Genomic DNA, 12,131 nt, shown 5'->3' with positions numbered 1-12,131 from the left:
TCCGGCATCGCCCGCCTCCACAACCTCGCTCTCACCGGCTGACCAAGAAGCCCCGAGCCGCCAACCGCAAGATCAGTTACGTGACAACCCTTAGGCGCGCGACCCGAGTTGTCGACCAGTTCGACGATCTGCCTCGATCACGGAACGTGCTCCGGCTTCCGGAACGGCACGGTCCCCACTGCGACGGCGGACATCCCGGTCGGCGACCGAGCTGGTCAGTTCACCACCTCGTTCGACGCGGCCTCCTCCGCCACCGGCATCCAGGTCGTGAAGATCCCCCACGGTATCCACGAGCCAACACCCACGCCGAGCGATTCGTCGGCACCGTCCGACCGCTCATCATCAACGAACGCCACCTGCAGGCAGTGCTGGGCCGGGTGCTAAATGTTAGCGCTAACTACGGCCTACCTGGCGTCGAATCATTGTCGAACAGTCGGGACGGAACCACGTAACCCCAGGTGGAAGCAGTGCTAAAAACTCTGAACGAGGACTCCGTCCCGAACGGCGGTTCACCCGGATTGCCGCATACCTGCCCCACCGAGACTCTCTTGTGAGCGTGAACAATGAGTGCCACACTGTTTCCGTCGAAGCCTGCGCCGCTGGTGGAAGCCGCCGCGTCACAGCCCGCCGGCGGATTTGTCGAACCCGGATTTCCGGAGCAACGGGCAGCGCTGCGCCCGGCCGTGCGGCAGCACGGATGGCAGCCGGAACGTCGTACGCACCGAGGAGTGAGATCAGGGTGACAGCAACACGACTTCCCCGTCCTCGCAGGGCGGCAACGCTGTTAGCGGCAGGCGTGCTGCTGCTGTCCGCGATGACGGCGGTACTGCATACGTCGTCCGCGAAGGCGTTGGAGAACGGTGTGGCGCGCACGCCCCCGATGGGGTGGAACTCGTGGAACACGTTCGGCTGCAACATCAACGAGGCGTTGATCAGGCAGATGGCCGATGCGATGGTCAACTCCGGCATGCGTGACGCGGGCTACGAGTACGTCGTGGTGGACGACTGCTGGATGAACCCGAACCGGGACTCGGCGGGCAACCTCCAGGGCGACCCGGGCCGGTTCCCCAGCGGCATGAAGGCGCTCGGCGACTACATCCACGGCAAGGGCCTGAAGTTCGGGATCTACCAGGCGCCGTTGACCGAGACGTGCGCCCAGTACTTCAACTCCTACCCCGGTTCGACCGGGGCGCTGGGCCACGAGGAGCAGGACGCCCGCCAGTTCGCCGCGTGGGGCGTGGACTTCCTCAAGTACGACTGGTGCTCGCCCAGCGGCACGATCGACGACCAGGTGCGCACGTTCGCCAAGATGCGCGACGCGCTGCGCGCCACCGGCCGCCCGATCGTCTACAGCATCAACTCCAACAGCATCCACGACAAGACCGGACCCAGGCGCAACTGGGGCGACGTGGCGAACATGTGGCGCACCACCGAGGACATCACCAACAAGTGGGACACCGGGCAGACCAACGGCTACCCGATGGGCATCCAGAACATCGTCAACGTCACCGTGCCCCTGGCGTCCTACGCCAAGCCCGGCGGGTTCAACGACCCGGACATGATGGAGGTGGGCCGCGGCGGCATGAACGACACCGAGATGCGCAGCCACTTCGCCCTGTGGGCCGTCATGGCGTCGCCCCTCATCGCGGGCAACGACCTGCGCAACATGGACGCCGCCACGCAGACGATCCTGAAGAACGCCAACCTCATCGCCATCAACCAGGACCCGCTCGGGTTGCAGGCGGCGCAGATCTCCAACGACGGCACCCGACGCGTCCTGGCCAAGCGGCTGGCCAACGGCAACGTCGCGGTCGCCCTGTTCAACCAGGGCGGCGGCACGACCACCGTCTCGACCACGGCGAGCGCGATCGGCCTGTCGGGCAGCTCGTTCACGCTGCGCGACGCCTGGACCAACAGCACGACCACCACCTCGGGCACCATCTCGGCCAGCGTCCCGGCGCACGGCACGGCGGTGTACGTCGTCAGCGGCGGCGGGGGCCCCGCGCCCACGTCGTTCTCGTTGGTGAGCCAGAGCTCCGGCCGCTGCCTGGACATCCCGGGCAGCACGCCGACCAACGGCGCCCTGGCCCAGATCTGGGACTGCAACAGCCAGACCAACCAGCGCTTCACCACGACCGCGGCCGGTGAGCTGCGCGCCTACGACAGCGCGAAGTGCCTGGACGTCTACAACCGGGGCACCGCCAACGGCACCGCCGTGACGTTGTGGGACTGCAACGGCCAGACCAACCAGCAGTTCCGCGTCAACTCGGACGGCAGTGTGACGGCGGTGGCGTCGGGCAAGTGCCTGGACGTCAACGGCGGCGCCACCGCCAACGGGACGAAGGTCATCATCTGGGACTGCCACGGCGCCACCAACCAGAGGTGGACCCGCACCTGATCCCCGGGCGGCGACCGCGAACTGCGCGGTCGCCGCCGACCGGACCGTGTGCCTGCCGAAAACCTCATCCAGGCAGGTGGACGACGTACAAGCCCAAGAGACGTCAAGCGCTCACACCTCCCGCATGAGGACAGGCGTCGACCCGGTCCCGTGGAGGAGTGCCGCCAGGCCGGCCGGGCCCGGGCCTACGAGCAGGCCGCACCGGGCGGCGCTCCGCCTCACCCTGCCAGGCGGATGCCGATCACGCCCGCGACGCCGAGCCTCGGATCTGGATAACGCCGCCCAAATGCGTGTGGGGTGCCAGAACTCCGCACTGGGGGCGCTGAGCTGCGGAGGGTGCGATGTGGTGCCCCCAGCCGGACCATTTCGCCCTGTATTCGCCGGTGCCCACAGGATTCTCGTTGGTGAGTCGCAGCACGAGCGATTTGATGCCGGCTTGTGTCGGTGGGATACCGAAGGTTCGCCGACACCAGGCCGGCGAGGTGCTCCTGGGGCTGCCGCGGTGCTGGGCAGAATCCCGACATGGATCTGGGTGCGTTCGCGAGGTATCTCGGTCGATTGGACCGGGTGGAACTGGACGAGGTGCGGCGGGTTCGGAGGGAGGCGCGGAAGCCTCCGCTGCCGGACGAACCCAGGGCGCTCGCGAAGTGGTTGAGCGATGAGGACACCGTGGCCGCGATTCGGTTGATGAGCCAGGACGCGTTGGCGGTGGGGCGGGTGACGGCCGACTTGGGATGGACCGAATCCTGTCCTGAACTGCGGAAAACGTCGAATCGACAGCTCGCGGCGGTGCAGTAGAAAGACCGATCGCACCCCCCGGCCGGGTGTTGATCCACGCCGCTCGCAGCGACCCTCGCCTACGCCCTCCACCTCGACCCCGCGCTGCTCGACGGCGGCCGCGCCGATGGCGTACGGCTCATCGAGTCGATCCGGCATACTGCTCCTACGTCACACAGCGAGGCGGTACTCTCACCGACCGTGGTAAACAACGAATCTCAGCGCGGCGGCCGGTCGAAGGACCGCGCCGCTGTGATCAGTGCGATCGCCGCGCTGATCACAGCACTGGTCGGCCTCGCCGCCTTTCTGGTCGGCAAGGGCAAGGACACAGGCGACGCGGCGCTACCGGGAGTCACCACCGAAACCGTAGCCTCGACGACAAGCGGAACAAGCCCCGCTCAGGCCGTACAGCAGACACCCCAGGCGAAACCCCTGCCGGCGGGCGTCCAACTCGACGAAGAGGTCATCTTCGGCGAGTGGAACCTGGACTCCGTCCCGCCTCGCAAGGTCTCTTCGGAGAAGATCCAGGCACTTGCCGGAGAAATGCTCTACGTCACCGGGAAGCATGTCCTCGCGGAATGGCCGGGGTCGACTCCTCCGGATAAGGAGCAGTGCGCCGCGCAGGTGTCGGAAAGCGGGTTCAACCAGGTAGACGACCTGGTGAAGGGGGCCATCGTCTGCGGCCGTACGCCCGAAGGCCGGATCTTCCGGCTCGACGTGCTCGCGTCTGGCAGCGAGATCCGGGTCCACGCCACAGTCTGGACCAAGTAACCGGTCCGAATGCGACTGTTCGGGCGCACTCGAAGTTCCTGGCAACAGGGCTGGGCCGACACAGGGTGCGACCGTTGCGGAGGTCACCTGACCGGACACCGGATACAGTTCGGACGCTCCGCCACCCGCCAGCGACGAACCCACGCATCGGCCTCGATTATCGCGAGTCGCGTTGCACATACACAGAGCCATCAGACCGATGCGAGCCCAGTAGCGCTCCGAAGTCGAACCTGTCGACCAAATCGACCAGTGGCGAAGCCGCAACAATCGGATTCGCACCAGAACGAGCAGTCCGCCACAGGCGAAAGACCGAGGCGCACGACTCGAACATCTGCAACTGTTCCCGCCACGTGTTGTCAACGCACGAATAACACTCCTCCCGTCAGGAGACACCGCCGTGATCACCAATCCGGCATGGTGTTGGGCCCTCGCCCTGGCACCACGGGGACGGTCGCCAGGCCAATATCCGGAGTCCTGTTCCTGCGTCACGAATCCGCTCCAGCGGGTGCGAGGACGCGGATCTGGACGCAGCCGCTCTGCTCGGACCGCCGGCGGCTGGGTGAATAGCACCCCTTGTTCGGGTGGTGGGTCACAGCTGCGCGATCAGGGTGCGGCTTCGCCGCGCCATCTCACGTAGATGTCGCGGATCGATGCCGTTGCGCAGCGCGGTGCCCAGCAGTTCGCCGAGGCGGTGCCCTGGGCAGCTCCTCTCGACGTCTCCGATCGCGGCGGCGGCTAGGTCGAGATCCCCTCGCAGGCAGGCGTACGCGGCCAGGAGCGCGGCCGGTTCGGCTCGTTAGGGCGCGGGGCTGGTGCGGACCGGTTCGGTCCACAGGGCCTCGGCGTGGTCGGCGTACTCGCTGATGGCGAGGGACAAGCAGGCGTCGCGGACCAGTGGGGTGGTCAGCGCGAACGCCAGGTCGGCGATCTCGCGGTCGGCGAGCGGTTGCGTGCGGTCGCCGGCGCGGAGCACGTGTTCGTGCAGCAGGTCGAAACGGCTTCGTCTCGATCCCGCCGGGGCTGATCGCGTTGACCCGCACGCCGCGTGGCGCAAGCTCGTTGGCGAGCCCCTTGCTGTACGTGCGCAGAGCAGCCTTCGCTGCCGCGTACGCCAGGGACGCGTCGTACTGGGGCAGTTCACGCTGGATCGAGGTGAAGTGCAGCACCACGCCCGCCCCGGACTTGCTCATCGCCGGGAGAAGCGCTCGATCGAGCCGCACCGCTCCCAGGAAGCCGATTCTCCACGCGATCGACAACGGCATCGAGTGACGGGCCGTCCTTCGTCCGTCCCCGGCCGAACCCGTCGGGTGCTGCCGCGCTTCGGCCTCAGGAGCGTGGCAGCACGCCCACGAGCGTGGTGATGATCGCGAGCCGCAGGGCCGTCCGCAGGTCGATGCGGTGGACCGCCAGCGCCGGCTCGGACTCGTAGACGGCGAGCAGGCTCGGCGGCGGCGAGGTGTAGGCGGACAGCGCGCCGGCCACCAGCAGGACGGTGAGGCAGAACTGCTCGGCCTGGTCGCCGACCTCGGGCAGGTACCGCCGGACGAGGTCGGCCATCACCGCGAGGTTGCCCAGTGAGGCCCGCTTGTGCCGGCGGACCACCTCGACCGAGACGTTGTGCTCGAGCACTCCGCCCTGCGCGCCGTAGAGGTCGCAGAGCACCGTCCGGGCGGCGAGCGACCCGCTGAGCACGTCGGCCGCCTGCTCGGCCCGTTCCACCGCGGGCCGTCCCAAGTCGACACCGAGGGCCAGCTCCTGCTCCAGTTCGGCCAGCCAGGTCGCCGTCCGGTCGTCCATCAGGTCGAGCAGCACCGCCTCGCGGGACTCGAAGTAGCGCAGCACCGCCGTCTTGGCCAAGCCGACCCGCCGGCTCAGCTCGTTCAGGCTCACCTCGGCCACCGGCATCTCGTCGAGCATCGCCGAGGTCGTCTCCAGGATCGCCCGCCGCCGGACCTCGCGCTGCTCCTCGGTGCGCGCCCGCTGGAACGTCATGATGCCCACCCTAGCTTGGGTACCGCCGGTACCTTGACAGTGTACCGGCGGTACATTATCGTTCCGATCGTAAGTTACCGGCGGTACATTAGGAGCCTTCGATGAAGTGGACCGAGCAGCAGATCCCGCGCCAGGACGGCCGACTGGCCGTGATCACCGGCGCCAACACCGGATTGGGCTTCGAGACCGCCCGGCGACTCGCCGAGCGCGGGGCGGCGGTCGTGTTGGCCGTCCGCGACACCGAGAAGGGCAAGCTGGCCGCCGCTCGGATCCACGGCGACGTCTCCGTGCAGGAGCTGGACCTGACCTCGCTGGAATCGGTGCGCGCCGCAGCGGCCGACCTGCGTGCCACCCACCCGCGGATCGATCTGCTGATCAACAACGCCGGCGTGATGTACACCCCGAAGCAGACCACCCGCGACGGCTTCGAGATGCAGTTCGGCACCAACCACCTGGGCCACTTCGCGCTCACCGGGCTGCTGCTCGACCTGCTGCTGCCCGTGCCCGGCTCCCGGGTGGTCACCGTCAGCAGCACCGGTCACCGCATCCGCGCCGCCATCCACTTCGACGACCTGCAGTGGGAGCGCACCTACAGCCGAGCCGCCGCCTACGGCCAGTCCAAGCTCGCCAACCTGATGTTCACCTACGAGCTGCAACGCAGGCTCGCCGCGCACGGCACCACCACCGCAGTGGCCGCACACCCCGGTGTGTCCAACACCGAACTGGCCCGCAACACCCCACCGGTCGCCCGCCGACTGATCACCTGGCTCGCCCCGGTGATCACCCAGCCCGCGACGGCGGGCGCCCTTCCCACCCTGCGGGCCGCCACCGACCCGTCCGTCCTCGGCGGGCAGTACTACGGCCCCGATGGCCTGGCCGAACGGCGCGGCCACCCGAGGCTGGTCACCTCCAGCCCCGACTCCTACGACTTGACCGTGCAGCAACGCCTCTGGGCCGTCTCGGAAGACCTCACCGGCGTGCGGTTCCCGGTCGGCCGGGCAACCACCACGGCGTGAGCTGCGCCGAGGGGCCGGCACTTGGCCTTGTCGCCGTTGCGCGCACGATACGAGAGCGGCCTCATCCCAGGTTTGCAGTCACGTCGCCGAAGCGCGTCCCAGACGACCTGGCCATCGTCGCCACGGCAGTCATGGCGCCGGTCGGACCGCACCGCCACCAACACGGTGAGCCATTTCCAACCTGACGTCGCGAGCCGCGGTTCTCCTGGGCCTGACCCTTAGGTTCAACCGGTCAGGCAACACTCTCTGCCGGGGTGCGCAACCCGAGGCACTTGCGGGGTCGGTTGTTGAGTTTCGCCGCGATGGCGTCGAGGTCCTCCTGGCTGAACGTGGTTAGGTTCGTGCCCTTGGGCAGGTACTGACGCAGCAGCTTATCGGTGTTCTCGTTCGTGCCGCGCTGCCGAGGGCTTCGCGGGTCGGCGAAGAACACCGCGACACCGGTGGCGGTGGTGAATGCCTTGTGTGCGGCCAACTCCATGCCCCGGTCCCACGTCGGCGTGGCATGCAACCGCGGGTCCATGCGTCCGCAGGCTTCGCCCCATGGCGACCCGAAGGGACCAAGTATCAAGTGACCAGGATCTTTGCCAGCAGCACGGCCGTGGCGGTGACAGGTACTTCGTCAGGACGTACTGATCGACAGGTCCGAAGCCGCGTTACTGCAACTCGCAGGTCAGAGTCGCTAGAGCGACCTCCGCCCACCCGAAGGGCCCGACCGAGTCCAGAGATGTTCACCGGACTTGATACACCTCGGGTTTGAGAATGGTTCGCGTCACGGTCCGGCGGCCATCGAGCATCCTCTGCAGTACCTCGACGGCGCTCTCGGTAAGGCGGTGAGGGTCCTGGACCACCGTGGCCCGCAGCGGACTTGCGGCGTTCGCGATCAGGTGTCGGGCCTCGGGGATCCCGTCGATGCCGATGACGGTGGTCTCCCTGGTGAGCGGTGATTCCGTCGCGCGTAGCGCGTCGACCGCCCCCAGCGCCATTTCGTCGTTGGTGCAGAACACGGCGTCCAGACGGAGCGACCGCACGGCTTGGGATCGGATGTGGGCCTGGACCGCGTCGTAGGCACGTGAGCGGCTGAAGGCGCAGGTGTCGTCGATACTGATCGAAACGTTGCCCAGGCCGGTTCGCAGGACGTCCGCACAGGACTCCTGGCGATCGGAGTGCTCACGGCTGGCGACGATCAACACGTGTGGCCGCCGCACACCACGTCGCCGCAGGTGGTCCACCAGCCAACGGCCCGCTTCCGCCCCGAGGTCGGCGCTGGCGTAGCCGACGAACGCGGTGTTCGCGGGGTACTCGCTCTCGTCGTCGAACGGTTCGACGTCGGTGAACACCACCGGCAGCGCTAGTTCGGCGCAGAACTCCACCAGCAGCGAGCGCATCCGGTGCAGTTCGGTCGGAACGACGAACCCACCCAGGTAACTGTCCTTGGTGTTGAGAACCCTCCGCAAGTCGTGGCCCTGCGAGGCAGCGTCGTAGTCCCGGTCGGGCACCTTCAGCACCAGGTTGATGCCCTTGCGGTCCAGCGCCCGGTGCAGACGCTGCACGAACTCGGCGACCCAGTACTTCTGACTGAAAGCCGAGGTGACGAGGAATACTTGCCGCGTGTCCGCCTTCCGCGCCATCCGGCGCAGCAGAAGCGGAACGGCTACGAGCGACACCGCTACGGGAATCGTCCACGCGGGCACCGGCTCCAGCAGCACACCACTGCGGATGACGATGACGCTGCCAACGACGACGACCACACCGCACACGGCGACCAACACGGTGATCCCCACCGATGCCGACCGAACCACCGATGCCCGATGGTGGACGTGCTGCTCGAACGTGACCACAGCGTCGCGACCTGCCTGAACGACAGCACCGGAGGACGAGGCCCGACCCCGCTGCCGAACAACACGACCACGATGATCCGACGTCCCGAGAGAATTCCGTCGCGTAGCGGGGTCCGACCCGTCACCATCGTCGGCCTGGGAACCTCTGCCCATGACGGTCCCCCCTGGCGCCTCGACGCCATCACGTGCAACCAAGGCATAGTCGATTCCGGCCATGCTGATCACGCACTTCTGCGGACAAGATGTCTCCGCGTTCGGCTACACCTGAGATCGGACGTGACGCGGTCCGGCGTGACCAGGCACAGCAACAGGACACCCGTGACTGTTGGGCGACGGATGACCGCGTTGTAACAGCAAGTCGAGCTGCGACGGCTAGCCCGTGTTTCAGATGTGGCGTAGCCAGATGTGGGTCTGCTGCACGGATTGGTGACATCTGAGTTGGCTTGCCGTGATGGCGAGCTGGGAGGATGTCGCTGTGCCCAAGCCCTACCCCCAGGAGTTCGCGACGATGTCGTGCGGGTCGCTCGTGACCGTGAGCCCGGTGTGACGGTCGAGCAGATCGCGAAGGACTTCGGGGTCCATCCGATGACCTTGTTCAAGTGGCTGCGCCAGGCCGAGATCGACGAAGGCGCCAAGCCCGGTGCGAGCCGGGCCGAGTCGGCTGAGCTGCGCGAGGCGCGAACCGCACGGGCCGGTTGAGCCGTACCGAGGACAGTGTGCTGCCCGCCGAGGCCACCACCTCGTCGCCCACCCGCAGCACCGGCCGCCCCGGCGCCGTCCCGGTCACCGAGACCACCGCCCCGCGTGCACGGGCATCTCCATCGACATCGGCACGTTCAACTTGCACCGCAACTGCCCACGCCACAGCAGGTGGTAGGCCACGGGCAGCACCGCGATCGGTTCGCCGACCCACTCCACGCCCTCCAGCAGCGGCCGGGGCGTGGAGAACACCGTCCGCAGCGCTGGCCCGCGCCCCTGCCGCGCCGCCTCCACCGCGAACCTCGGATGCCGGTACCCAGCCAGCCAGCGCACGTTCGCCAGCAACACCTCGTCCGGGGCGTCGACCACCTCGTAGTCCCACCCCACCAGGGCCGCCGCCCGCGCCGTCAACTCGAACACCGCCCGGTCCCGAGGCTTGACCAGCCCGGCCGGACGGCAGTCCAGCAGCAGCGCCGAACCTTCGGCGCGGCGGGCGAAGAAGTCCGGAGCGTGCGAGCGCCACCGCCGCCGGCCCGACACCGTGGTCTCCGGCCAGAACAACCACAACGGCTGGCTGGCGTCCCACCACCTGCGGGTCGAAGTCCAGCAGCAGCGCGTGCTCGCGCTCCAGCTACGACTCGAACCCCACGTGCCCGCCCACCGTCGCCGACCAGTACAGCCCCGGGAAGTTCCGCTGCCCCCGGTAGGACGGGAACCGGCGCACCGGTGACACCGCCTCGAACGGCGCCGACGCCGTCTCGTCCAACTCGGTACGGCGCTCGATGCCGTCTGCGTCCGACCACGCCACCTCGAACTTCTCCCCGGACGCGTGGGCCGCTTCTCGTTGGACTCGGCGGGATCGTTGCGGGGTCGGGTTGACCTGCGGTCCGCCAGGTGGAGGTGGTGTCGTCATCGTTCCTCGTGTGAAGTGGCGGGCTGCCGGAGAGGGGCGCTGTGCCTGCCGACAACCTCATCCATGCAGGTAGAGGACGCACGAGGCTCAAGACCACCAGCGCTCTCGGCACGGTTGCCATCCGCTGCGACGTCGACCAGCACGGCATGATGACCGGCTGTGCTCCTCCGATTGCCTACCTCGGTGTGACCAACGCCTTCGCGTTGCTGCGCCTGCTGCCTATGAGCGACCGGGACAAGGACACAGAGATCCTGGCGCTACGGCATCAGATCATGGTTCTGGAGCGCCAACTCGGAGACGCCCGTCCATGTTCCCATCCTTTGGTGCTCCCGCCGGGATTCGAACCTGCGCAGCCACTCGACATGTCGGACCCCTTGCCTATCCGGCGATGGCGTGGACGTCGTCCACGGGCGTCACCGGGGTTGCCCGACGTGGCATTCGAGCGTGCCGATGTGCCGCAGTGCGCTGCCGCAGCGCCATGCGTCGCCACCACGGTGATCGCTGGGCGCGTGGGCCCCACAGTCTGCGTCCGACCGCGTCGGTTTCAGATCACTAGTGCTGCATCTCGGAACGTTGACCCGGTAATCGCCCCGTTGGGCTGACCGTCCAGGCTGGTCCTCCCATGTCGAGTGGGAGGTGGTCGTGGGTCGTCGTCCGGAGGTGTTCGTCCGGCCGTTGTCCATGGAGGAGGGCCGGAAGTTGGCCCGGGTCGGTCGGACCGCGAAGGACCCGGTGCGGTTGCGTCGGGCGATCGTGGTGTCGATGTCGACCCAGGGGCAGGCGGTCCCGGACATCACGTCGTTGATGCAGGTCAGCGCCGACTATGTGCGTGATGTGATCCATGCGTTCAACGAGCGGGGGTTCGCGGCGCTGGACCCAGAATGGAGCGGGGGACGTCCCAGGACGATCGGTGAGGCGGTCCGTGAGCGGATCTGCCTGATCGCCCGGACGTCCCCCGCCTCCCGGGGGTATCACGGCGTTCTCGACCTGGTCGCTCGCGACGCTGCGCGACCACCTGCTCGACCGCGGCACCGTCGCGACGATCAGCCGGGAGACCCTGCGTCGCATCCTGCATGCAGGCGGCGTGTCCTGGCAGAGCACCTCCACCTGGAAGACGTCCACCGACCCGGACCTTCATGGTGAAATGCACCGGATCCTGGACCTCTACGACCATCCGCCGGAGCAGGGGCGGGTGATCTGCGTCGACGAGTTCGGGCCGCTCAACCTCCAGCCACGCAAGGGCAGGGCATGGCGGCCGACCGGGGCGCCGCGCCGATTACGGGCCACCTACAACCGCCACCACGGCGTGATGCACATGCTCGCCGCCCTGGATCTGACCAGCGGGAAGATCCACTTCCGCATCCGCCGTCGCAAGCGGCACGGGGAGCTTCCGGAGCTGCTCAGAAGCCTGCGGACACGGTGGCCGGACCAACGACTCCACCTGGTCATGGACAACTTCTCGCCCCACCGCCACCCCGATGTCCACGCCTGGGCCGCCGCCTACATCCGCCGGCGCAACGCCCGAGCCAGACCCAGGACCGGCTTCGCCACCGATTCACCCATCCGCACCTGGACCGATTACCTGATCGAGGTTGCGTGACGCGGCACTGGCTGGGTCTTTCAGCTCAGGCTGAGGCGCGTTGACGGAGGTTTCTGCGAGGGCTTCCCCTCCCGCAGAGCCCAACCGTGGGGCGGACCCGGTCGGCGCGGTGCTCATGGCTCATCCG

The 12,131-nt window shown here is 67.9% G+C and carries 11 protein-coding genes and 4 pseudogenes; 7 read left to right on the top strand and 8 right to left on the bottom strand.

The annotated features are described in order from the left end of the window. Positions 1-215: 215 nt before the first annotated feature. Positions 216-356, bottom strand: coding sequence for a hypothetical protein (locus B0I31_RS41115; RefSeq protein WP_181320786.1), 141 nt, complete (start codon positions 354-356; stop codon positions 216-218). Between the two features lie 440 nt (positions 357-796). On the opposite strand from B0I31_RS41115, the gene B0I31_RS39760 reads away from it, so the two are divergent. From B0I31_RS39760 to B0I31_RS39750, 3 genes are all read left to right on the top strand, one after another. Beyond that, the gene (locus tag B0I31_RS39760) at positions 797-2,398 is read left to right on the top strand and encodes a glycoside hydrolase family 27 protein (protein ID WP_245950811.1); all 1,602 of its coding nucleotides are present in this window, start codon (positions 797-799) and stop codon (positions 2,396-2,398) included. A gap of 522 nt (positions 2,399-2,920) precedes the next feature. Continuing rightward, complete coding sequence (locus B0I31_RS39755) at positions 2,921-3,196, top strand: hypothetical protein (RefSeq protein WP_106620546.1); 276 nt, start codon at positions 2,921-2,923, stop codon at positions 3,194-3,196. A 180-nt stretch (positions 3,197-3,376) separates the two neighbouring features. After that, entirely contained in the window at positions 3,377-3,946 is a 570-nt protein-coding gene (locus B0I31_RS39750) for a hypothetical protein (protein ID WP_146174132.1), read from the top strand. Positions 3,947-4,535: 589 nt separating this feature from the next. Here the strand turns inward: B0I31_RS39750 and B0I31_RS42440 are convergent. The 3 genes and pseudogenes from B0I31_RS42440 to B0I31_RS39730 form a co-directional block, all read right to left on the bottom strand. Next, a pseudogene (locus tag B0I31_RS42440) lies at positions 4,536-5,000 on the bottom strand (DUF4192 family protein). Then, positions 4,936-5,208 (bottom strand): annotated as a pseudogene (locus B0I31_RS42860) (SDR family oxidoreductase); the annotation flags it as partial. The pseudogenes B0I31_RS42440 and B0I31_RS42860, both read right to left, overlap by 65 nt. Before the next feature lie 64 nt (positions 5,209-5,272). Further along, entirely contained in the window at positions 5,273-5,938 is a 666-nt protein-coding gene (locus tag B0I31_RS39730; protein ID WP_106620548.1) for a TetR/AcrR family transcriptional regulator, read from the bottom strand. A 101-nt stretch (positions 5,939-6,039) separates the two neighbouring features. Here B0I31_RS39730 and B0I31_RS39725 point away from each other — a divergent pair, with 101 nt between their 5' ends. Continuing rightward, positions 6,040-6,954, top strand: coding sequence for an SDR family NAD(P)-dependent oxidoreductase (locus tag B0I31_RS39725; RefSeq protein ID WP_106620543.1), 915 nt, complete (start codon positions 6,040-6,042; stop codon positions 6,952-6,954). Between the two features lie 232 nt (positions 6,955-7,186). Here B0I31_RS39725 and B0I31_RS39720 read toward each other — a convergent pair. Both B0I31_RS39720 and B0I31_RS39715 read right to left on the bottom strand, forming a co-directional pair. After that, a pseudogene (locus B0I31_RS39720) lies at positions 7,187-7,462 on the bottom strand (IS30 family transposase); the annotation flags it as partial. Between the two features lie 220 nt (positions 7,463-7,682). Further along, positions 7,683-8,792, bottom strand: coding sequence for a sugar ABC transporter substrate-binding protein (locus B0I31_RS39715; RefSeq protein ID WP_245950809.1), 1,110 nt, complete (start codon positions 8,790-8,792; stop codon positions 7,683-7,685). 405 nt (positions 8,793-9,197) lie between these two features. Between B0I31_RS39715 and B0I31_RS43010 the strand changes: the two genes are divergently transcribed. Beyond that, positions 9,198-9,491, top strand: coding sequence for a transposase (locus tag B0I31_RS43010; RefSeq protein ID WP_342751541.1), 294 nt, complete (start codon positions 9,198-9,200; stop codon positions 9,489-9,491). Positions 9,492-9,575: 84 nt separating this feature from the next. On the opposite strand, the gene B0I31_RS41445 is transcribed toward B0I31_RS43010, so the two are convergent. Continuing rightward, positions 9,576-10,058 carry a TnsA-like heteromeric transposase endonuclease subunit gene (locus tag B0I31_RS41445; RefSeq protein WP_281262349.1) on the bottom strand — a complete coding sequence of 161 codons (483 nt, stop codon included), beginning with the start codon at positions 10,056-10,058 and terminating at the stop codon, positions 9,576-9,578. Between the two features lie 64 nt (positions 10,059-10,122). Beyond that, a complete protein-coding gene (locus tag B0I31_RS41440) occupies positions 10,123-10,299 on the bottom strand; it encodes a hypothetical protein (protein WP_219911020.1) in 177 nt (58 codons plus the stop codon). A gap of 786 nt (positions 10,300-11,085) precedes the next feature. Here B0I31_RS41440 and B0I31_RS43005 point away from each other — a divergent pair. Together B0I31_RS43005 and B0I31_RS42430 are read left to right on the top strand one after the other, a co-directional pair. Further along, a pseudogene (locus B0I31_RS43005) lies at positions 11,086-11,265 on the top strand (IS630 family transposase); the annotation flags it as partial. 109 nt (positions 11,266-11,374) lie between these two features. Next, positions 11,375-12,004 (top strand): IS630 family transposase, encoded by a 630-nt coding sequence (locus B0I31_RS42430; protein WP_342751542.1) that lies wholly within the window; start codon positions 11,375-11,377, stop codon positions 12,002-12,004. Positions 12,005-12,131 lie beyond the last annotated feature (127 nt).

Origin of the sequence: Saccharothrix carnea, from assembly GCF_003014735.1 — a bacterium.
GTDB classification, from domain to species: domain Bacteria; phylum Actinomycetota; class Actinomycetes; order Mycobacteriales; family Pseudonocardiaceae; genus Actinosynnema; species Actinosynnema carneum.
The sequence above is the reverse complement of the archived record's forward strand: the minus strand, read 5'-3'. Positions and strand labels throughout refer to the sequence as shown.

Excerpts from the sequence above, each read along its gene's own strand:
- B0I31_RS39730 (WP_106620548.1), bottom strand. The coding sequence starts at position 5,938 with ATGACGTTCCAGCGGGCGCGCACCGAGGAGCAGCGCGAGGTCCGGCGG.
- B0I31_RS39755 (WP_106620546.1), top strand. The coding sequence starts at position 2,921 with ATGGATCTGGGTGCGTTCGCGAGGTATCTCGGTCGATTGGACCGGGTG.
- B0I31_RS39725 (WP_106620543.1), top strand. The coding sequence starts at position 6,040 with ATGAAGTGGACCGAGCAGCAGATCCCGCGCCAGGACGGCCGACTGGCC.